A 20,152-nucleotide genomic window follows, 5' to 3' on the forward strand; every position below is an offset into this window, starting at 1 on the left:
GTCTGATTCCCCGCACCCGGAGGTGTCCACCTTGTACGACCAGATCTTCGATCCCGTCCATCACTCCCTGGGCCTGTCAGCGATCTTCGCGGCGCTGCCGCTGCTCACGGTGTTCGTGCTGCTCGCCGTGTTCAAGCTGCCCGCCCAGTGGGCCGCCCTAATCGCCCTGGTTGTGTCCATCGTCGTTGCCATCGCCGTGTACTCGATGCCCGTGGGGCAAACGTTCTCCGCGGCCGGGGAGGGCGCCGCGTTCGGCCTCTTCCCGATCATGTGGATCGTGGTCAACGCGATCTGGGTCTACACGATGTCGGTGACGACGGGGCACTTCGACGTGCTGCGGCGTTCGTTCGCCACCGTGTCCCCGGACCAGCGGATCCAGGCGATCCTCATCGCGTTCTGCTTCGGCGCCCTGCTGGAGGCGCTCGCCGGTTTCGGCACCCCCGTCGCCATCACGTCGGTCATGCTGCTCGCGCTCGGCTTCTCCAAGCTCAAGGCGGCGACGGTGGCCTTGGTGGCGAACACCGCTCCGGTCGCCTTCGGTGCGATCGCCGTGCCGATCACCACGCTCGCGAAGATCAGCAACCTGCCCGAGCAGGACCTGGCCTCCGTCGTCGGGCGTCAGACCCCGGTGCTGGCGATCTTCGTCCCCTTGGCCCTGGTCTTCATGGTCGATGGCAGGCGCGGACTCAAGCAGACCTGGCCGGTCGCTCTCCTCGGCGGCGCCATCTTCGGGCTGCTGCAGTTCCTCTGCTCCAACTACATCTCGATCCCGCTCACCGACATCGTCGCGTCGCTCGGCTCGGCGATGGCTGTCGTACTGCTCGTGCGCGTGTGGCAGCCGAGTGAGGTGCTCGCTGCAGACAGCATGAGCGAGGAGGACGTGCAGACCCATCTCGCGGCGGCGACGGCGTCCGCGCATGCGGTGGAGTTGGGCGGCGGCCGAGGTGCCGGTGCGGACCGGTCGTCCACGACCTCGGGGGCACGCCAGACCGCATCTGCTGCCGCGGGTGGGCCGGACGGAGGATCGGATGCGGCCGGCACGCCGGATGGGACGGTGGCCGATTCCCGCGGCGACATCTTCCGGGCGTACGCGCCGTACCTGATCATCATCGTGGTCTTTGCGGTCGCCCAGATCGGCTTCGTCACCAAGCTGCTGGCCAAGGGAGCCACCAAGTTCGCCTGGCCCGGGTTGCACATCCAGACACCGGCCGGGAAGACCCCGTCCGCCGTCACGTTCGCCTTCGCCTGGCTTCCCGCCGCCGGCACGCTGCTGCTGATCTCCGGACTGCTCACGATGATCGTGCTCGGGGTGAAGCCCGCGGCGGCAGCGCGCGACTACCTCAAGACCCTGGATCAGCTCAAGTGGGCCATCCTGACCGTCGCCGGCGTGCTGGCCCTCGCCTACGTGATGAACCTGTCCGGGCAGACCATCACGATCGGCCGGTGGATGGCCGGCGCCGGCGGGGTGTTCGCCCTCCTGGCGCCCATCCTCGGGTGGCTCGGCGTCGCGGTCACCGGATCCGACACCTCCTCCAACGCCCTCTTCGGCACGCTGCAGGTCTCCGCCGCGCAACAGGCGCACCTGTCACCGACCCTGATGGCGGCAGCGAACAGTTCGGGCGGCGTCCTCGGCAAGATGATCTCTCCGCAGAACCTGGCCATCGCCGCCGCATCGGTGGGCCTGGCCGGACAGGAGGGCGTCATCCTGCGCAGGATCCTCGGGTGGACGGTCGGCTTCCTGCTCTTCATGTGCCTGCTTGTCTATTTGCAGTCCACGAGCGTGCTGTCGTGGATGCTTCCGTGATCTGAGTCGGCGCCGACGGCGAGCAGGGAAGCAGCAGGCTGGGCCACGGCTCCTACGCGCGCCGCCAGGTCAGAGGACGACCTCGAAGAGATGGAGGTCGCCGTCGGCGCCGATCTGCGTGAACCCTGCGTGCTCGAGCGTTCGCCGCGAAGCGATGTTGGCCTTGTCCGTATCGGCGACGACACGCGTGAGCCCGTGCTCGCGTGCGAGAGCAACGAGAGAACGAGCGGCTTCGGCCGCGTAGCCGTGTCCTCGAGCAGAGGGCGCGAGGCCGTATCCGATCTCGCCGCAACCGTTCTCAGGCCGTCCCTTGAAACCGGCGCTGCCGATCGCCTGCCCGTCCGAGGCTCGGATGACCACGTAGTGACCGAAGGGCTGTTGGTCACCATGTGCGGCGGTGGCGCGCAGGAACATGGTGGCGCCGATGACGTCGCCGTCGAAGGGGAAGTCCCCCGCCCAGGACTCCTCAGGGTCCGGTCGACCCGCGACGATGCGTTCTGCCTCGGCGGTGTCGACGGGATGCAGGATGAGGCGCTCGGTGTGCAGGTCGGTCACCGGTACAGGGAACCAGACGTCTGTCACCACCGCCACCGGATTGCGGTCCCGGTGACGCATGCTCGGTGGCGCGATCCGCGCGCTGCGGAGGCCGTCCCGTTCACCGGAACCATCACCCCCACGTCCGATGCGCCCTCGGTTCCGAACACCGTGCGTGGCGGCGCCACGTGGCGACGCGAAGGAGGTTGCTGATGCGTGTTCAGAAGTCTTCGGTCACCCCGCCGGCGGGCGCCGCGACATCGGACGGCGGCGACGCGGCCACCGATAGGTCGTGGGGGCTCCCGCTGGTGCGATGGCGCCGTACATTGCTCTGGGCCCTGGGGTTGTTGTGGCTGCTGGATGCCGCACTGCAGTTCCAGCCGTACATGTTCACCGGAGCGTTCCCTCGCGAGGTGATCCGACCCACCGCCGAGGGCAACCCAGGTTGGGTCCATGGCCCGGTCGAGTGGTCAGCCACCCTCATGGCCCATCACATCGTGGTGCTGAACGCCGTGTTCGCCACCGTCCAGCTGCTCATCGCGCTGGGTCTGTTCTGGCACCGCACGGTCAAGCCGGCATTGTCCGCCTCGATCGTGTGGGCGCTCCTGGTCTGGTGGCTCGGCGAAGGCCTCGGCGGGATTCTGACCGGGCCGGTGTCGCCCCTGGCCGGTCTACCCGGCGCCGTCGTGCTCTACGCCGTGATCGCGGCCCTCCTGTGGCCGCCGACCCACCCTGCGGTGCACAGCCCGCGACCACCGATCAGCGTCGCGACCAGCAGCCCACTCCGCGCGGCCGCGACCGGGGTCTGGCTGCTCCTTTGGCTCGGTTTCGCCGTCGAGGCGCTCCTTCCTGCCAACCGTGCCCCGGGCGCCGTCCACGACCTGCTTGCGGGACTGAGCGACGGCGAACCCCACTGGATCGCCGACATCGACGCGTGGGCCGCGCGTTCCGCTATCGGGCACGACACGGGGATCTCGATCATCCTTGCGGCATGTTGCGTTCTGATCGCGCTCAGCGTCCTTGCCTCCCCCGCCCTGGCCCGAGCCGGTGTAGCCCTGGCGATCCTGCTGTCGATGGGCATCTGGGTGGTCGCCCAAGACTTCGGGGGGATCGCGACAGGGCAGGGCACCGACCCCAACAGCGGCCTGGTCCTGGCCGTACTCGCGCTGTGCTTCTGGCCGATCCACCTCACCGCACGTGACATCAGACCCGCTACGTCGGAGTGAGCACGTGAGCCGCGCTTCGGTCAAGCCCCTACCAGCTCCCATCGACCCTCTGAGATCACATCGACTTCGCCGTCGACGACTCTTATAGCTGTCTGGTCGTCGATGGCGTAGGTCGGAGACGACAGCCGGCCGGCCCACCGCTCGATCTCTGCGAGGGCGGCATCGGGCATATCCGGGTGGTCGAGGTGCGGGTAGATCGCGAACTGGACCAGTCCGATTGCCTCAGCGACCCCGACGGGCTCGTCACGGCCGTCGTAGTCGTCCCCGACCGCGCCGACGGCGACGCTTCCACCGCTCACGCCCACGTAGACGCTGTCGAGCGACGGGAGGAGGTCTGCCAGCCCGGATCGACGCATCCACCTGCAGAGGAACATCGGATCGCCGCCGCCGACCAGCAGGGCGTCGGTCTCGCGCAGCCGCGGGACCCAGTTCTCCAATCGGACGGTCGGCAACACGCTGAGCTCGAGTACCCCCAGCGACTTCCACCCCAACCCGGACAAGGGACTCGTGGCGGTTCCGTCGATCAGCCTCAGGGCCAGGTCCGGACCGTCAGGGAAGCTGTATGCGGCTGTGGGAATGAGGAGCGCGCTGCACTCGGAGATCGGCTTGCCCAACAGGTCCACCAAGGCGTTGCGGAGGCTCGCATTGGTGATTCCGCACGATGTGAGCAACAGCTTCATCGCGTCTCCTCTGCCCGTCGGGACACACCAGCAGCGAAAAGCCTAGGCGGTTCCTGACGCAGCGCACCGCGCCGGGATGCAGGCGATCAACCATCCCTCACCGGCACCAGGGAACGGATGCACTCACCCACCTTCTCGGTCGCAGGGTGGTCCGTTCAGCGGTGCAGGTGCAGCACAGCCTTGCCGGTGAATGTCCGGTTCATCAGGCCGTGCGCGATGTCGCCGATGTCCTCCCAGCTGCCTTCGGCCTCGATCGGGATGCGCAGTCGCCGGTCCGCGACCAGCTCGGCGAGCAGCCGCAGGTCCTCGCTGGCAGGTCGGATCAGCAGCTCGTTGTACATCCGCAGGCCGTAGAGAGTGCCGCCGCCGACGGCCAGGAACTCCTGCAGGTCCAGTTCGACGTGCGCAGACACCGACCAGCCGAAGGAGACGCACGTGCCGCCGGGCACCAGCATCCCCATGGCGTGCGCGAGCGCAGCCCCACCCAGCGACTCCACGACGAGGTCGTAGGGGCCGAACGCACGTGCAGAGGAGAGGTCGTCACCCACGACGACCTCGTCTGCACCGAGATCCCGCACGACGGTCTCGTGGCGCGGCTGCCGGGAGGTTCCGACGACGAACGCGCCGCTGCTCGTGGCGAGTTGATGGGCGAACAGGCCGACACCGCCGGTTGAACCGGTGATCAGCACCCGCTTGCCCAGGAGCGATCCACCCTTCTCCACCGCCCGGTGGGCGGTGAGTCCGGCGGTCGGCAACGTCGATGCCTGTGCGAAGGACACTGCGTCGGGCAACTCGGCCAGTCGATCGGTGGCGATGGCTACCTGCTCGGCCCATGCTCCGGAGTCGAGCAGACCGACGACGCGGCTGCCCGCCGTGGGCCCGGTGCCGTCCGCGGCCGCGGCGATCACCGTTCCCGCGAGGTCGTGCCCGGGCCGCCAGCCGGCCTCGGCGACCTGCACGGCGAGCAGGTCACCGCGGTTCAGCGAGGTCGCTTCGACCTGAACCAGAGCTTGGTGCGGGCCCGGTTCGGGCCGGTCGACCTCGGCAACGCCGAGCCGCTGCCTGAGATCGGGGTCGACGACGATCGCGCGCATTGAACTCACAACTGTTCCTCTTCCGTGAGGGCCTGACCACGCTGTCAGTGGCCTGCGATGTCAGAGCACCGGAACCGGGTCTCATCGCGTATCCATCACGCTAGAATCTAGAGCGCGCTCTAAGTCAAGAGCTGACCTCGCACGAGCGGTCGACGGTGCCTCGAGCACGGGTCGGCACGCGGACGGGATGAACATGGGCAGTCAGCCTCGGCAAGACCTCGATTCCCCCACCGCGAGGCCGGACGACGGGGTGTCCATCGCTGAGGCCGCCCGCCTCAGCGGTGTCAGCGTGCACACCCTGCGCTACTACGAGCGCTCCGGAATGATGCCCACGACGCCGATGCGCACCAGCGGTGGGACGCGGCGGTACGGAAGCGCCGAACTCGAGTGGATCCACACGTGCAAGAAGCTGCGGAGCCTCGGCATGTCGACGGACCTCATCCGCCGCTACGTCGACCTCGTGCGTGCCGGGCCGGGCAACGAGGCCGACCGTCTGCACCTGCTCGAGGCACAGCGCGAGCGCGTGCTGGCTCAGCAAGCCCAGTTGTCGATGGACCTGGAGATGATCAACGGCAAGATCCAGGCATATCGCGAGCGCCTCGAGCAGGGATCGGCCGACAAGATCTGGTCCGTTCCACGTGAACCATGAGATGCGGCGGCGACCGGGCGTGTCGCGGGGGCCGCGTGCACGGGCGGCAGGATGGCCGGTATGACGATTTCTGAGCCGTCCACACCGCCCCGCCGCGGCGTCCTGGTCACCGGAGCATCGCGCGGGGTCGGCGCCGAGGTGGCGCGCGTCTTCGCGTCCGTGTGCGGCGACCGAGTCGCCGTGCACTACCGCTCCTCACGCGCCGAGGCCGAGGCCGTGGCCGCCGGACTCGAAGGCGACGGGCACACCGTGGTGCAGGGCGACCTGGCCGACCCGCAGCAGGTCGAGCGTCTCGTCGGGGAGGCCGCCGCTGCTCTCGGGCGGATCGATGTGCTCGTGAACAATGCCGCGCTGTTCGCCGAGGACCCGTCCACGCAGGGCAGGCGACTGGACCTGAGCGTCGAACACTCGTCATACGAGGACTGGGTGCAGGGATGGCGCCGCACGACCGACGTCAACCTGCTGGGCACGGCCAACGTCACCTATCTCGTGGCGCGGCACATGATGGAGGTCGATCCCGCTCACGACCTGCCCAGGGGGCGCATCGTCACGGTCGGGTCGCGGGGTGCCTACCGGGGTGAGCCGCAGGTGCCGGCCTACGGCGCGAGCAAGGCCGGGGTGCATGCGATGACCCAGTCGCTCGCCGTCGCGTTGGCACCCCACGGGATCGCGTGCGTCGGCATCGCACCCGGATTCATCGCCACCGACATGGGAGCAGCCGTGCTCGACGGACCGCAGGGCGATGCCGTACGCGCCCAGAGTCCCTTCGGCCGGGTGGCCACCCCACAAGAGGTCGCGGCTGCGGTCATGACGCTGGCCGAGCCGGGAGCCGAATGGGCCTCGGGCGCGATCGTCGACTTCAACGGCGCGTCGTACCTGCACTGACCCGCGAACCGGTGGCGTCGAGGACTTGCCCCGGCCGGGGACGTGATGCTCCGGCCGAACGTCGGCCCGCAGCTGATGCGCCTCAGCCGACGACCGAGTCCGAGGGCAGCCAGTTCTCCGGACCGGCCGAGCCGGCGGCGTAGTCCTCCAGCGGCACCCGGTCCTTCGCCCACGCCTTGAGGACGGGATCCATGATGTGCCAACCCAACTCGGCTGCATCCGCACGCACGGAGAGCAACGGGTTGCCGTCGAGGATGTCGCGCAACACCTCTCCGTACGCCTGCATGCGGGCGGCCGTCAGGTCGGCGTTCAGCACTTTCTGCTCCAGACCGAGCGGATCGCCCTCGGCGTTCATCGTCAGTTCCAGGGAGACCGCACCGGGCTTGAGGTTGATCACCAGCCTGTCAGCCTGCGCGTCCCCGTTGAACCCCTCGGGGACGTGATCCACAGGACGGAAGTAGCAGACGATCTGTTTGCGGGCAGCGCCGAGCGCCTTGCCGCTGCGCAGCGTGATGGGCACACCGGACCACCGGCTGTTGCGCACCTCGAGCTTGACCTGGGCGAGGGTCTCGGTGCCGTTCTTGGGATCCACTCCCTCCTCGTCGACGTACGACGGGATCTTCTTGCCGTCCAGGGTGCCGGCCGTGTAGCGGGCGCGTCGCGTGGCGCGCTTGGGCGAGTCCTGCCACAGGTGGGTGGCACGCAGCACCTGCGCCTTCAGGTCGGCCAGCTCCTGCGGGTGCAGTTGGGCGATGGGCTCCATCGCGAAGATGGACATCACCTGCAGCAGGTGGCTCTGCAGCATGTCGCGCAACGCGCCCGCGGTGTCGTAGTAGCCCGCGCGGCCCTCCAGTGCCAGTGCCTCGTCGTAGAGGATCTCCACACGCTCGATGTGCTCGGAGCTCCAGATCGGGCCCATCACCCGGTTGGCGAACCGCAGACCCACCAGGTTCAGCACGGTCGCGGTGCCCATGAAGTGGTCGATGCGGAAGATCTGGTCCTCCGCCACCACCCGGTGCAGCTGCGCGTTGAGCGCCCGCGCGCTCTTCTCGTCCTCGCCGAACGGCTTCTCCAGCGCGAGCCGCAGGTCCGCCGGCACGTCCAGCTTCTCCAGCAGCGCGCAGATCTTGATCGACACGGCCGGCGGCAGCGCGAAGTAGATGACGACCGGCCCGTCGGAGCACTGTTCGAGCAACCACTTGAGGTGATCGCCCTGCGTCGCGTCAGCGGTCAGCCAGCGCGCCGACTTCACGACCTGGTCGGTACGCCGCTTGGTGACACCGGTCTCCTGGAACGCCGTTCGGATCCGACGGTGCCACTCGGCGTCGTCCAACCCGGTACGGCCGACCCCGAAGAGTTCGACCTTCCGGTCCGGCTCGATGTGCAGCAGACTCCCGAGTCCGGGCAGCAGCAGTCGCTGGGTCAGGTCGCCGCTGGCGCCGAGGATGAGCAGGGTGACGGGATCGTCCGTGGTGGCCATGCCGTCAGCATTCCACGCCGCCCGGCCGAGCACGTGCGACCTCGCACATGCCCGTCGCACGAGCCGCGGCCGGGCTCAGCCCGGGACGGACGACAACTGGCGTACGCCGACCCGTGCGGTGGTCTCGCGGATAACGCTCGCGATCAGCTCGGGGTGGTCGACCATCGGCACGTGGCCACAGTCCGGCAACGGCACGTGGGTGACGCTGGGCAGCTTCCGCGCGGCGCGGCCGGCCTGCCGCGGGAGCAGCAGCCGGTCCTTCTCACCCCACGCGATAGTGCTCGGCACGAGCGGAATCTGCTTGTACGACAAACCGATCCCTCGGATGAAGCAGGGCCAGAACCCCTTGGCCCGGCGCAAGTTGTACGTGTCGCCGATCGCCTCCTCGGTGCTGAGGTGCTCCGGGTGCACGTAGAGCGAGCGCATCGAGATCGCCCGCAGCCGCTCGTTGCCGCAGACGGCCTCGATGACCGGACCGGGCGCGTAAGACGACACCTTCAGCGCGAGCAGATTCATCGCGAGGAGTCCGAGCTCCGCCTTGGACCAGAACCCGGCGGGCGAGAACGCCGCGCAGCTCTGCACGCTTCCGCGGGCCGCCAGCTCCAGTGCCAGGATCCCGCCGAGGGAGTTGCCGGCCACGTGCGGCTGGGTCACTGCCAGTTCCCGCAGCAGTTCCTCGACCTGATCGGCGTAGCTGGTGATCGTGTAACCCGCCGGCTTGCCCGGAGCAGGCGACCTGCCGTGCCCGGGAAGGTCGATGTTGATCACGTCGAAGTCCGGCGCCAGCAGTTCGGGCACCCGATTCCACGCCTCCCGGCGGTGCCCGATGCCGTGGATCAGCACGATGGGTTCACCGGATCCGGTACGCGACTACGAGATGGTGCTGGTCATCGTCACTCCTCGCCTGGGGGCTGTCAGCGCGACCTTACCTTGGGGTAACTTGCGGCGAAACGGTTTGGCACGATCCGATGACCCTCGGAGAACGACGACGAGCCGCGGCCCGTCGTCCCGCCCGTACGTGCCCTCACCAGAAATGAGCAGTGAGTCCGTGACCATCGGCATCCTGACCAGCGGCGGCGACTGCCCCGGACTCAACGCAGTGATCCGCGGTGCGGTCATCAAGGGCGATCGCATCTACCAGGAGAGGTTCGTCGGCATTCGGGACGGATGGCGGGGCATTGTCGAGGACGACGTCGCCGACCTGCCGCGCCACGACGTACGCGGCCTGTCCCGCCAGGGCGGCACCATCCTCGGCACTTCGCGCACCAACCCGTTCGAGCACGGCGGGTCCGAGCGGGTGCGCGAGGTGATGCAGCGACACTCCATGAACGCGTTGATCGCGATCGGCGGCGAGGGCACCCTGACCGCCGCGCGTCGCCTGTCCGACGACGGGCTCCCGGTCGTCGGCGTCCCCAAGACCATCGACAACGACCTGTCCGCCACCGACTACACCTTCGGCTTCGACACCGCCGTGGCGATCGCGACCGAGTCGATCGACCGGCTGCGCACGACCGCGGAGTCGCACCACCGCTGCATGGTGGTCGAGGTGATGGGCCGGCACGTGGGATGGATCGCACTGCACGCCGGGCTCGCGTCCGGGGCCCACGCGGTGCTGATCCCGGAGATCCCGGTGTCGCTGGACCAGGTGTGCGAGTGGGTGCGCAGCGCCCAATCCCGAGGTCGCGCACCGGTCGTCGTGGTCGCGGAAGGATTCATCCCGGCCGGCGAGGAGCGTGCGACCGCGCCGCGGGGACTGGACGCCTTCGGCCGGCCGCGCCTCGGCGGCATCGGGGAGACGATCGCCCCGATGATCGAGGAGCAGACCGGCATCGAGACACGCACGGCACGCCTCGGCCACCTGCAGCGCGGTGGGGTGCCGACTGCGTACGACCGGGTGCTCGCAACGCGGTTCGGGGCGGCCGCGATCGACGCCGTCATCGCCGAGCGGTGGGGGTCGATGGTGTCGCTGTCCGGGGAATCGATCGTGCACGTCGACCTGCACGCGGCGACCACGGTGTTGAAGACCGTCCCGCGCGAGCGGTGGGACGAAGCGGCGATCCTATTCGGCTGATACGGCCGCGCGTCGCGAATCCGACTGATTCGCAGCAGAAATTGCGGACCAAGGGTAAATATCCAGTCAATCTTCTGTCTACCCGTTGCGGTTCCTGTGCACGTGTGTCCAAGGTGAACCATCCTCTCGCGTCGGCTCAAACAGGGTCCGCGAGCATGTTTCCGGAAGGATTCACATGAAAAAGGCACTCACCGTAGCGGGGGCGGTGGCACTCGCCGCCGGCGCCGCCACCAGCGTGATCCCGACCTCCGCGGCCGCCCAGCCGTCCGCGGCACGCAAGGTCGTCGCCCGTTCCGTTGCCTCACCGGGCAAGGTGATCGGCTCGCCCAGCGCGAGCGCCGCTTCGACATTCATTGTCACCCTGCAACCGCGCAACGCGGCTGGACTGCAGTCGTTCGTACGCGCGGTCTCCGACCCCTCAAGCGCGTCGTACCGCAAGTTCATCACCCCCGGCCAGTACGCCGCGCGGTACTCCGCGACCTCCGCGGAGGTCGCCCAGGTGACGGCGTGGCTGCGCAGCCAGGGCCTCAAGCCCGGCAAGGTGTCCCCGACCCGCACGTTCATCACGGTGAGCGGTTCCACCTCCGCGGTGCAGAAGGCCTTCGCGACCAAGATCCACTCGTACAAGACCGGTGCGCGCACCTTCACCGCGCCGGCGACCTCCGTCACCGTCCCCGCGAACCTCGCCGGGTCGATCGCGGGCGTCGTCGGCCTGGACCAGTCGCGACTGCTGCACACCACCAACGTGCGCCCGGACACCACGTCCAAGAAGGCGACCCCCAACCTCAAATCGTTGGGCGCCACGACCTCCGCGAAGTCCGGCACCAGTGACGCCTGCTCCGCGTACTACGGGCAGTACACGCTGCCCTACATCCCGGCGGGCAAGGCTCCACTGAACAAGAAGCTCCCCGGCTCGATGTGCGGCTACACCCCGCAGCAGATGCAGGCCGCACGCGGCATCAACAAGGTGAAGTCCACCGGCAAGGGCATGAAGGTCGGCATCACGCTGTGGTGCAACGACCCGCGAATCTTCAACGACACCAACACCTGGGCGGGTGACCTCGGCTACCAGAAGCTGAAGTCCAGCCAGTACCAGGTGCTGGCACCGGCGGGCGGCTACAACTCCGACTACTGCGACAACACCGACTCCGGCGGCGTGAACGTCGAGCAGGCTCTGGATGTGCAGTCGATCCACGGCGCCGCCCCGGACGCCAACATCGTCTACTCGGCGGCGGCCGCGCCACTGGACGACTCGCTCCTCACCGCGCTGCACGCCCTGGTGGACGGCAACAAGGTCGACGTCATCACCGACTCCTGGGGTGGCAGCGAGACCAACGACGCGGCGACGAACGACGCGTACAGCTCGGTCTTCATGCAGGCCGCGGCGCAGGGCATCCCGGTGCTCTTCTCCTCCGGCGACGAGGGCGACAACACGAACGGCAATCAGAAGGTGACCCCGCCGAGTCCGGACTACCCGGCCGCGAACCCGTGGGTCACGGCCGTCGGCGGAACGTCGCTCGGCACGTCCAACGTCTCCGGTTCGAAGGTCGGCTGGGAGCAGGGCTGGAACACCGAGCGCAGCATCCTGTCCAACGACACCTGGGGTTCTTGGACCTACCGGTACGGCGGTGGCGGTGGCACGAGCAACTACCACGCGCAGCCCTACTACCAGCAGGGCGTGGTCCCGACCCGCTTCGCCGGAGTCGACCCGCACCGGGTCTACCCCGACCTGGCCGGCGCGGCCGACCCGTACACCGGATACCTGATCGGGTACCACGACGGATCGACGGCTTCGGGTGACTTCACCCTCAGCAAGATCGGCGGGACCAGCTGGTCCTCGCCGTGGACTGCCGGCACCCTCGCGCTGGCCGGGAAGCGACTGGGCTTCCTGAACCCGAAGATCTACGGTGCGGGCCACGCCGGCCTCACCGACATCGCGGGCAACCAGCTCACGCACGGCTTCGAGCTGAAGGCCAACTTCGTCAACAAGACGACGGGTGCGATCTACCAGGCACTGACCACGGTGAGCGTCAACTCCCAGAACCTCGAGGACCAGACGCTGACCTCGGACAAGGGATACGACAACCTGACCGGGTTCGGTGTGCCGACGTCGACCAAGGCGTTCCTGGCAGCACTGCTGAAGTAGCACGACCTGCGATCGGTCGATCGCATCAGACGGGGGCTCCGGTATGCCGGGGCCCCCGTCCTGTGCGTCCGGACGCGTCTCATCCGGCCCGGTCACCCGATCTCTCGACCCACCGATGAGAGGGTGGCCCGATGGCCGAGATCCTGCTGCTCCACTCCGCTCTCGGGCTGCGCCCCGCCGTCGAGGAGTACGCCGACCTGTTGCGCGCCGGCGGACACCTCGTACGGACCCCCGACTTCTACGACGGACACGTCTTCGACATCCAGGCCGAAGGCATCGCCTACCGCGACGAGGTAGGCGGCAGAACGTTGCTCGCGCGGGTGAAGGACCAGCTGGGCGACCTGCTGGACGACGCCGTGCTGGCCGGGTTCTCGCTCGGCGCGGCATTCGCGCAGCATCTGAGTGCCGCCCGTCCGGCGGCGCACGCGACGATCCTGCTGCACGCGGTCGGGCCGGTGCGCGGCGACTGGCCGGGGATGCCGGTGCAGGTGCACCGGTACGCGTCCGACCCGATCATCGAGGAGAGCGACGTGGTCGCCCTCGGCGCCGCCGTACGCGCTTCGGGAGCATCCTTCGAGGACGTGGTGGTCCCCGGCAGCGGGCACCTCTTCACCGATCTCGGGGTCGCCGACGGCGACCGCGACGCGCGCGACCGCAGTGTCCACCGCGTGCTGGATCTCCTGTCCTCCTGACCGGTTCCGCTCAGGTCGTCCCGCCTGCCGAGACCCACGCGCCGAGCGGCTCGGCCGGCCGCTCCTCCTCGGCCGTCGCGCGAGCCACCACCTCGAAACCCCGGGCGCGGTAGTTGGCCAGGGCGTGCGGGCCGTCGAGGTCGCAGGTGTGCAGCCAGACGCGGCCGGTCGCCGGCAGGGCGTGCCGATCGGGCAGCGTCCACCCGGCCTCGATCGCGTACGTGAGCAGCGCGCGGCCGAGGCCGCGTCCGACGGCGTGCATGAGCAGCCCGAAGTGCAGGATCTCCACCGAGGAGGCGTCGGCCTCGACCACCGCTGCCAGCTGCGCGTACCCGGCCGGCGCGCCATCGACGTACAGCACGTGCAACTCGGCACCGGGCCGAGACAACTCCTCGGCCCATTGCTCGCGCGTCCACTCCAACCGGTCGGTCCAGCGCCACGGGCCGCCCACGGCGGCGTAGAGCCAGCGCGCGAATTCCGGTGTCGTGGTGCCGACCCGGTCGATCCGGGCGCCTGGCGGCAGCTCGACGGTGCGCGCCGGAGGCCAGATGGTGATCTGCAGCGTCGTCGTGGTCACCAGCACCCAGCGAGGATACGACCGGGATCCGTGGGTCAGGGCTTGCGGGAGACCACGTCGGCCACCCGAGCGATCGCCGAGGACCTCCCTGTCGCGAGCTCCCGCTGGTCGGCCCGCCGGTACGCCGCGTACAGGCCGCGAACCCCCAGCCACCGCAACGGTTCCGGCTCCCAGCGCTGCACCGTGCGGTTGACCCAGGGCAGCCGGGTGCGCTCGGTGTCCTCGCCGGTCACCAGCTCGGCGAGCGTGCGCCCGCCGAGCGACGCCGCGGTGACTCCGTGCCCGACGTATCCACCGCTGTACCCCAGACCCGTCGAGGCGTCGTACGACACGGTCGCCGACCAGTCCCGCGGCACGCCCAGCACCCCGGACCACGCGTGCGCGACGGGCACGTCCCGGGTGGCCGGCAGCAGCCGGTGCAACGCCGCGGCCAGCTGGGTGACGGTGGCCTCGTGGGTGGTGCCGTCGTTGTCGGTCCGCGACCCGTAGCGGTAGGGGACGCCCCTGCCACCGATAGCGATCCGGTCGTCGGCGGTGCGTTGGGCGTAGATGTAGACGTGCGCCTCGTCGCCCAGCACCTCGCGGCCCTCCCACCCGATCCGCGCCCACACCTCGGCCGGGATCGGGTCGGTCGCGATCATCGAGGAGTTCATCGGCAACCAGGTGCGCCGCTCCCCCGGCAGTCCCGCGGTGAAGCCCTCGGTGCACCGCAGCACCTGCTGTGCGCGGACCGTGCCGTGGTCGGTGTGCACGGCGTGCGGCGCGATGGAGGTCACGGCGGTGTCCTCCACGATCGAGACCCCCAGCTGCTCCACCGTCCGCGCCAGCCCTTTGATGAGCTTCGCGGGATGGATCCTGGCGCAGTGCGGGGTCCAGATCGCCGCACGCACCCCGTCGATCGCGATCCGGGCGGACGCCTGTGCCGCGTCGAGCCATTCGTCGTCCGGGACCTGCCAGCCGCGGTCCTCGTCGTAGGCCGCCCGCAACCGGCCGGTCTGAGCCGGCGTGGTCGCCACGGTCAGCTCGCCGCCCTTGACGATGTCCGCGTCGATGTCCGATTCGGCGCACACCGCGATCACCTCGTCGACCTGACGGCGCAGCTCGGCCTCGAAGTCGATCACGCCCGTCCGTCCCGTGGGGCCCTTCGCGAGGACGGCGCGCGACCCCGGGAGCGCGGCGGTGAGCCAGCCGCCGTTGCGGCCGGAGGCGCCGAATCCGGCGAATTCGCGCTCGACCACGACCACGTCGAGGGAGGGGCGGATCTGCTTGAGGTAGAACGCTGCCCACAGACCCGTGTATCCGGCGCCGACGATGCAAACGTCCGCGTCACGATCGCCGTCGAGTGCAGGGCGCCGCACCGGCGGGCCGCCGAGAGTGGACCACCAGTGAGAGACCGCGCCGTTGACCGTCATTCACCAAGCCTGTCAGGTCGAATGCCCGAGATGTCGACGGTCCGGCGCGGAGCAGGCCGAGGTCCCAGGTTCGCGACCGGGCGGCTGCGATGATCCCGGCATGACGCAGCGTGTGGTGACCGTGTTGGAGGACGACCTCGACGGCGGTCCGGCGGTGGAGACGGTCCAGTTCGGTCTGGACGGTGTGACATACGAGATCGATGTGTCGAAGGCTCACGCCGAGCAGCTGCGGTCGACCCTGGGGACGTGGCGTGAGCATGCCCGTCGCGCGGGGACGAAGCACCCCGCGGTCCCGCGCCAGGTGGAGACCCCGGTCGACCCTCGCGCCGTGCGCGCCTGGGCCACGTCGCGGGATCTTCCTCTTCCCTCCAAGGGCCGCATCCCCGATGCCGTCGTCGAGCGGTTCCGCGCCGCCGGGAACTGAGCCGGCCCGTCCGACGCCTCAGCTCGTCACCAGGACGACGGCGATCACGATCATGGTGATCCCGATCAGCACGTCGAGCACCTGCCAGGTGCGCGGCCGCACGAGCCAGCGTGCACTGGCGGCAGCGCCGTACCCGATGGAGCAGAACCACACGACGCTCGCGAGGGCCGCACCGCTCGCGAACCACCAACGCCCCTGCGATCCCTGCTGATTGGCGATGTTGCCGAGCATCAGGACGGTGTCGAGATAGACGTGCGGGTTGAGGAAGGTGAGGGCGAGGGTGGTCGCGACCACCGATCGCGCTCCGGACAGGACCACCGGTCCGAGCCCGGAGGGGTGCCGCGCCGCGAGCAACGAGCGCACGCCGAACCACAGCAGGTACGCCGCGCCCGCGAACTTCAGCAGCGTCAGCACCGTCGGGTGCGAGGCGACGAGAGCGCCCACTCCACCGACCCCTGCCGCGATGAGCACGGCGTCGCTCAGGGCGCAGATGGCGACGACGACCGCGACGTGGTCGCGCGCGAGTCCCTGGCGTAGCACGTACGCGTTCTGCGCCCCGATCGCGACGATCAGCGACAGGCCGGTCGCGAAACCGGTGAACGCCGACGTCAACATGAGGCGATCAGCGTACGAGCGACCGATCCGGCCGCCGTACACCCCTAGCCTGTCCGGGTGAGCACATCGGTGGGCCTCGAGCACGCCTGGGACAGGCTGCGACCGCGACTGGACGCGGGCCGCATCGTCCTCGGCATCACCGGTCCTCCCGCTGCCGGCAAGTCGACGGTCGCCGAACGGGTGCACGGCTGGGCGATCGCGGCCGGGATCCGCGCGGTCGTCGTGCCGATGGACGGCTACCACCTGGCGCAGGCCGTGCTCGACGCCCGCAGCTGGGCCGACGTCAAGGGCGCTCCGCACACCTTCGACGCAGCGGGCTATGCCGATCTCCTCGGCCGGGTGCGGGCCCAGGCGGCGAGCGATTCGACGGTGTGGGCACCCCGGTTCGATCGCTCCCTCGAGGACCCGATCGCCGGAGCCATCGCCGTCGCACCCGACGACAGACTGATCATCACGGAGGGCAACTACCTTCTGCTGGAGCAGGACCCGTGGCGCGCGGTGCGAGCGTGCCTCGACGAGTGCTGGTACCTGGAGCTGCCGGACGGCGTACGCCGCGAGCGCCTGACCCGCCGCCACCAGGACTTCGGGCGCTCCCCGCAGGAGGCAGCGCACCGGGCACTCGGCACGGACGAGGTCAACGCCCGGCTCGTCGCCGCGTCGCGCCGGGCCGCCGACGTCGTCGTACGCGCCGACTGAGCTCAGTCGGCGCCGATGTCCTCGTGCCACAGCGCCGGGTGAGCGGCGATGAAGTCGGTCATCAGCCCGACGCACTCCGGATCGTCGAGCAACACCACCTCGACACCGTGCTCGGCCAGCCAGTCGTGGCCGCCGTGGAAGGTGCGAGCCTCCCCGATCACGACCCGGGAGATGCCAAACTGCCGCACCAGGCCGCTGCAGAACCAGCACGGCGACAGCGACGTCACCATGGTCGTGCCGCGGTAGGTGGACTGCCGTCCGGCGGCCTTGAACGCCGCCGTCTCCCCGTGCATCGACGGGTCGCCGTCCTGGACGCGCCGGTTGTGCCCGCGCCCGAGCACCGAGCCGTTCGCCGCGACGAGTGCTGCGCCGATGGGTATGCCGCCCTCCGCCAGCCCGAGCCGCGCCTCGGCGACGGCGATCCCCAGCAGTTCCCGATCGTCCCCGCGGGTGGCCCGCGGGTCGGTCCCGCCTGCGCTCACCTCAGGCTGCCGGCGCGGGCTCGGTGTCGGCCGGCCGTACGTCGGCGCGCGGCTGTCCGGCCATGGCCTTGTAGAGCACGCCGTAGATGACGGCCGCGATCAGGAAGCCGACCACCGGCGTGATGTCGCCGACCACCGGGTGGTGCTTGGGGATCGGTCCGAGGTACTTGGTCTGGTTGGAGAACAGGAAGATCGACACGGCTCCGCCGACGAACATCGCGATGGGACCCGCCCAGTTGCGGTGCCTGCGATCCAGGACCAGGGCGTTGATGTCCTGGCCCCGACGCAGCAGCCGGTCCAGCAGCACGACGCCCAGCCAGGGGGCGATCCAGTAGGAGATGATCAGCAGGAAGTTCTCGTACTTGCTGCCGGCGTCGTCCAGGCCGAAGTAGGCGAGCACGAAACCCGCGACGCCGAAGACCATGGCCACGACCATCCGGGCGCGGTGCACCGGCAGGCGCACCCCGAGTGCCAGCGCCGACATCGCGCCGGAATAGATGTTGAGCGCGTTGGCCGCGACGGCGCCGACGGCGATGCCGAGCAGGGTCAGCTTGCCGAGCCAGGTGGGGAACATGCTGGTGTAGACGCCGGGGTCGACGGCGGGCTTCGCGACGACGAACACCATGGCGGCGCCCGCGCACTCCAGGACCACGCAGGACAGGAAGACACCGAGTCCGGCGTACCCGCCGGTCCGCGCGCGGTTGACGGAGCGCGGCAGGTAGCGGGTGTAGTCCGACGCGTACGGGTTCCAGCCGCACGCGTACCCGAATGCCGCAGCCGCCTCGATCAGGAACGCGCCGGTGACAGACAACGGCGGGAAGAGGGTCTTGCCGGTGCGCAGCTCACTCAGGTGGGACGTGCTGAGGTCCGCCTTGTGGAAGGCGATGACCGCGCCGATCACGAAGACGACGGCGAGAGCCGGAAGCACGAACTTCTCGAAGCTGTGCACGAGGTTGTGCCCGAACGCCGCGACCGTCAGCTGCGCGGCGACGATGATCAGCAGGCACAGCCATCGGGGGATGCCGCCCGCGAGTGCATGCAGCGCCAGCGCGCCGCTGACGCTGTTGACGGCGAACCAGCCGACACCGGCGACCAGCGCGTTCAGGCCCGCCGGAAGGATGTTGCCGATCCAGCCGAATCCCGAGCGGCTGAGCACCATCTGGGCCAGCCCGCTCAGCGGCCCCCAGCTGGACAGCACGCCGTGTGTGGCCGAGCCCAGGGCGGTACCCACCACGATCGCCGCCGCCGCCTGCCAGAACGACAGACCGAAGAAGAGGGGACCGATGATGCCCACGGCGATCGTCGCGAACTCGAGGTTGGGAGAGGTCCACGTCCACAGCATCTGCAGGGGACGGCCGTGCCGTTCGCTGTCCGGGATGTACTCCACACCCCCTGGTTCGAGGGCGACGGTCTTGCTCCCGTAGTGCTCCTCGGCGATGGGGTTGGCGACAGTGCTGGATGCGCTCACGGGGCCAGTCTGGCGCCTCGAGGCGGTGGCGATGGTTTCGCCGACGTAAATCCTGGGCGATCGGCATACTCACGGGGTGAGCACACTGGTTTTCCTGCACGCCCACCCCGACGACGAGGCCAGCTCCACCTCCGGCAGCATCGCCCGCGCGGTGCACGACGGGCATCGCGTCGTGATCGTCTTCGCCACCAACGGTGACCACGGCGAGGCCGCGGGGGATCTCGCCGAGGACGAGACGGTGCCGATGCGGCGACACCGCGAGGCAGCCGAGTCCGGGCGGGTGCTCGGCGTCGATCGGATCGAGTGGCTCGGGTACGCCGACTCCGGGATGACCGGGTGGGCGCAGAACGACGCCGAGGGCGCGTTCGCGCGGGCGGACGTCGAGGAGGCGGCCGCCAAGGTCGCGCGGATCCTCGACGACGAGGACGCCGACATCCTGATCGGCTACGACTGGCACGGGGCGTACGGCCACCCCGATCACGTACGGGTGCACCACGTCGCGCACCGGGCCGCGGCCCTCGCACGCCGTACCCCGCGAGCGTTCGAGGTCACCATGAACAGGGACGCGATGCGCGCGCTGATGGCGCACGCTCCGGGGGGTCAGGGTTTCGACGTCGACGGGCCGATGGACGACGGCAACCCGATGGGTCTACCGGAGAGCGAGATCCACTGGGACGTCGACGTGTCCGACTTTCTGGAGGTGAAACGGGCGTCGATGCAGGCTCACGCGAGCCAGGTGAGCGACATCGGGATGTTCATGGCGATGTCGCCGGAGGTGTTCGCGGGATCGTTCGGGCACGAGTACTACGTCGAACCGGGCCGGCCCGCCGGGATGACGCAGGGGTGGCCGTTCGCCTGACCGTCGCCGCCGGCGGGCGCAGGCGGTGCTCAGCGCACCGGCACGGCATCCACCGGGAGATGAATTCCTGGGTATAGCCTGACAATTCGCGTCTCAGACGCGCGCGGGCAACCGCGTCGCGACAAGCAAAGGAGCAAGTGTCGTGGGCTTTCTGTTGTGGATCCTGGCCGTCATCCTGGTGATCGCCGGCATCGTGGTCCTTCTCAAGGGCAGCATCATCCTGGGCATCGTGCTCATCGTGGTCGGCCTCGCCGTAGGACCCGGCGGCTGGAGCGTCCTCAGCAAGCGCTGACCGTTCCTCGTGCCGAGTGGCATACATATGTTTCCGGTGCACCCCCTAGGAGTGCGCCACTGGACA

Annotated in this window: 21 protein-coding genes; 11 read left to right on the plus strand and 10 right to left on the minus strand. The window is 69.4% G+C overall.

Translation table 11 applies throughout. The features are described 5' to 3' along the window. The first annotated feature begins 22 nt into the window (after positions 1–22). A complete protein-coding gene (locus tag HNR15_RS15810) occupies positions 23–1,804 on the plus strand; it encodes an L-lactate permease (protein WP_343048562.1) in 1,782 nt (593 codons plus the stop codon). A gap of 69 nt (positions 1,805–1,873) precedes the next feature. On the opposite strand, the gene HNR15_RS15815 is transcribed toward HNR15_RS15810, so the two are convergent. Continuing rightward, a complete protein-coding gene (locus tag HNR15_RS15815) occupies positions 1,874–2,359 on the minus strand; it encodes a GNAT family N-acetyltransferase (RefSeq protein WP_179483273.1) in 486 nt (161 codons plus the stop codon). A gap of 191 nt (positions 2,360–2,550) precedes the next feature. On the opposite strand from HNR15_RS15815, the gene HNR15_RS15820 reads away from it, so the two are divergent. After that, positions 2,551–3,564: a hypothetical protein gene (locus HNR15_RS15820; RefSeq protein ID WP_179483274.1), complete on the plus strand. Its 1,014-nt coding sequence runs from the start codon at positions 2,551–2,553 to the stop codon at positions 3,562–3,564. Positions 3,565–3,584: 20 nt separating this feature from the next. Here the strand turns inward: HNR15_RS15820 and HNR15_RS15825 are convergent, their stop codons facing one another. Beyond that, positions 3,585–4,244, minus strand: a complete 660-nt coding sequence (locus HNR15_RS15825; RefSeq protein ID WP_179483275.1) for a Type 1 glutamine amidotransferase-like domain-containing protein — start codon at positions 4,242–4,244, stop codon at positions 3,585–3,587. A 155-nt stretch (positions 4,245–4,399) separates the two neighbouring features. Then, the gene (locus HNR15_RS15830) at positions 4,400–5,338 is read right to left on the minus strand and encodes a zinc-binding dehydrogenase (protein ID WP_179483814.1); all 939 of its coding nucleotides are present in this window, start codon (positions 5,336–5,338) and stop codon (positions 4,400–4,402) included. 250 nt (positions 5,339–5,588) lie between these two features. Between HNR15_RS15830 and HNR15_RS15835 the strand changes: the two genes are divergently transcribed. Together HNR15_RS15835 and HNR15_RS15840 are read left to right on the plus strand one after the other, a co-directional pair. Further along, a complete protein-coding gene (locus HNR15_RS15835) occupies positions 5,589–5,987 on the plus strand; it encodes a MerR family transcriptional regulator (RefSeq protein ID WP_343048563.1) in 399 nt (132 codons plus the stop codon). Positions 5,988–6,047: 60 nt separating this feature from the next. After that, a complete protein-coding gene (locus HNR15_RS15840; RefSeq protein WP_179483277.1) occupies positions 6,048–6,872 on the plus strand; it encodes an SDR family NAD(P)-dependent oxidoreductase in 825 nt (274 codons plus the stop codon). 82 nt (positions 6,873–6,954) lie between these two features. Here HNR15_RS15840 and HNR15_RS15845 read toward each other — a convergent pair whose 3' ends face one another. Then, positions 6,955–8,352 carry a glucose-6-phosphate dehydrogenase gene (locus HNR15_RS15845; RefSeq protein ID WP_179483278.1) on the minus strand — a complete coding sequence of 466 codons (1,398 nt, stop codon included), beginning with the start codon at positions 8,350–8,352 and terminating at the stop codon, positions 6,955–6,957. A gap of 75 nt (positions 8,353–8,427) precedes the next feature. Beyond that, positions 8,428–9,195 carry an alpha/beta fold hydrolase gene (locus HNR15_RS15850; protein WP_179483279.1) on the minus strand — a complete coding sequence of 256 codons (768 nt, stop codon included), beginning with the start codon at positions 9,193–9,195 and terminating at the stop codon, positions 8,428–8,430. 205 nt (positions 9,196–9,400) lie between these two features. On the opposite strand from HNR15_RS15850, the gene HNR15_RS15855 reads away from it, so the two are divergent. The 3 genes from HNR15_RS15855 to HNR15_RS15865 all read left to right on the plus strand — a co-directional run bounded on the left by HNR15_RS15855 (position 9,401) and on the right by HNR15_RS15865 (position 13,261). Then, on the plus strand, positions 9,401–10,423 hold the full coding sequence (locus HNR15_RS15855) for a 6-phosphofructokinase (RefSeq protein ID WP_179483815.1): 1,023 nt from the start codon (positions 9,401–9,403) through the stop codon (positions 10,421–10,423). 175 nt (positions 10,424–10,598) lie between these two features. Then, positions 10,599–12,569: a S53 family peptidase gene (locus HNR15_RS15860; RefSeq protein ID WP_179483280.1), complete on the plus strand. Its 1,971-nt coding sequence runs from the start codon at positions 10,599–10,601 to the stop codon at positions 12,567–12,569. A gap of 131 nt (positions 12,570–12,700) precedes the next feature. Next, positions 12,701–13,261 carry a dienelactone hydrolase family protein gene (locus HNR15_RS15865; RefSeq protein ID WP_179483281.1) on the plus strand — a complete coding sequence of 187 codons (561 nt, stop codon included), beginning with the start codon at positions 12,701–12,703 and terminating at the stop codon, positions 13,259–13,261. A gap of 10 nt (positions 13,262–13,271) precedes the next feature. Here HNR15_RS15865 and HNR15_RS15870 read toward each other — a convergent pair whose 3' ends face one another. Next, a complete protein-coding gene (locus HNR15_RS15870) occupies positions 13,272–13,844 on the minus strand; it encodes a GNAT family N-acetyltransferase (RefSeq protein WP_179483282.1) in 573 nt (190 codons plus the stop codon). A gap of 29 nt (positions 13,845–13,873) precedes the next feature. After that, on the minus strand, positions 13,874–15,250 hold the full coding sequence (locus HNR15_RS15875; RefSeq protein ID WP_179483283.1) for an NAD(P)/FAD-dependent oxidoreductase: 1,377 nt from the start codon (positions 15,248–15,250) through the stop codon (positions 13,874–13,876). A gap of 100 nt (positions 15,251–15,350) precedes the next feature. Here HNR15_RS15875 and HNR15_RS15880 point away from each other — a divergent pair, with 100 nt between their 5' ends. Then, positions 15,351–15,674: a histone-like nucleoid-structuring protein Lsr2 gene (locus HNR15_RS15880; RefSeq protein WP_179483284.1), complete on the plus strand. Its 324-nt coding sequence runs from the start codon at positions 15,351–15,353 to the stop codon at positions 15,672–15,674. Positions 15,675–15,692: 18 nt separating this feature from the next. On the opposite strand, the gene HNR15_RS15885 is transcribed toward HNR15_RS15880, so the two are convergent. After that, entirely contained in the window at positions 15,693–16,289 is a 597-nt protein-coding gene (locus HNR15_RS15885) for a LysE/ArgO family amino acid transporter (protein ID WP_179483285.1), read from the minus strand. 57 nt (positions 16,290–16,346) lie between these two features. Here HNR15_RS15885 and HNR15_RS15890 point away from each other — a divergent pair, with 57 nt between their 5' ends. Continuing rightward, complete coding sequence (locus HNR15_RS15890) at positions 16,347–16,985, plus strand: nucleoside/nucleotide kinase family protein (RefSeq protein WP_343048564.1); 639 nt, start codon at positions 16,347–16,349, stop codon at positions 16,983–16,985. Between the two features lie 2 nt (positions 16,986–16,987). Here the strand turns inward: HNR15_RS15890 and HNR15_RS15895 are convergent, their stop codons facing one another. Next, the gene (locus HNR15_RS15895; RefSeq protein ID WP_343048565.1) at positions 16,988–17,467 is read right to left on the minus strand and encodes a nucleoside deaminase; all 480 of its coding nucleotides are present in this window, start codon (positions 17,465–17,467) and stop codon (positions 16,988–16,990) included. A gap of 1 nt (position 17,468) precedes the next feature. Next, positions 17,469–18,935 carry a cytosine permease gene (locus HNR15_RS15900; protein WP_218883767.1) on the minus strand — a complete coding sequence of 489 codons (1,467 nt, stop codon included), beginning with the start codon at positions 18,933–18,935 and terminating at the stop codon, positions 17,469–17,471. Positions 18,936–19,011: 76 nt separating this feature from the next. On the opposite strand from HNR15_RS15900, the gene HNR15_RS15905 reads away from it, so the two are divergent. After that, complete coding sequence (locus tag HNR15_RS15905) at positions 19,012–19,794, plus strand: PIG-L family deacetylase (protein WP_179483286.1); 783 nt, start codon at positions 19,012–19,014, stop codon at positions 19,792–19,794. A gap of 142 nt (positions 19,795–19,936) precedes the next feature. Next, positions 19,937–20,086, plus strand: a complete 150-nt coding sequence (locus tag HNR15_RS15910; protein WP_179483287.1) for a GPGG-motif small membrane protein — start codon at positions 19,937–19,939, stop codon at positions 20,084–20,086. Positions 20,087–20,152: the final 66 nt, after the last annotated feature.

It is taken from the genome of Allobranchiibius huperziae (assembly GCF_013410455.1).
Taxonomy (GTDB): Bacteria; Actinomycetota; Actinomycetes; order Actinomycetales; family Dermatophilaceae; genus Allobranchiibius; species Allobranchiibius huperziae.

Excerpts from the sequence above, each read along its gene's own strand:
- HNR15_RS15820 (WP_179483274.1), top strand. The coding sequence starts at position 2,551 with ATGCGTGTTCAGAAGTCTTCGGTCACCCCGCCGGCGGGCGCCGCGACA.
- HNR15_RS15825 (WP_179483275.1), bottom strand. The coding sequence starts at position 4,244 with ATGAAGCTGTTGCTCACATCGTGCGGAATCACCAATGCGAGCCTCCGC.
- HNR15_RS15830 (WP_179483814.1), bottom strand. The coding sequence starts at position 5,338 with ATGCGCGCGATCGTCGTCGACCCCGATCTCAGGCAGCGGCTCGGCGTT.
- HNR15_RS15840 (WP_179483277.1), top strand. The coding sequence starts at position 6,048 with ATGACGATTTCTGAGCCGTCCACACCGCCCCGCCGCGGCGTCCTGGTC.
- HNR15_RS15845 (WP_179483278.1), bottom strand. The coding sequence starts at position 8,352 with ATGGCCACCACGGACGATCCCGTCACCCTGCTCATCCTCGGCGCCAGC.
- HNR15_RS15860 (WP_179483280.1), top strand. The coding sequence starts at position 10,599 with ATGAAAAAGGCACTCACCGTAGCGGGGGCGGTGGCACTCGCCGCCGGC.
- HNR15_RS15865 (WP_179483281.1), top strand. The coding sequence starts at position 12,701 with ATGGCCGAGATCCTGCTGCTCCACTCCGCTCTCGGGCTGCGCCCCGCC.
- HNR15_RS15875 (WP_179483283.1), bottom strand. The coding sequence starts at position 15,250 with ATGACGGTCAACGGCGCGGTCTCTCACTGGTGGTCCACTCTCGGCGGC.
- HNR15_RS15880 (WP_179483284.1), top strand. The coding sequence starts at position 15,351 with ATGACGCAGCGTGTGGTGACCGTGTTGGAGGACGACCTCGACGGCGGT.
- HNR15_RS15885 (WP_179483285.1), bottom strand. The coding sequence starts at position 16,289 with ATGTTGACGTCGGCGTTCACCGGTTTCGCGACCGGCCTGTCGCTGATC.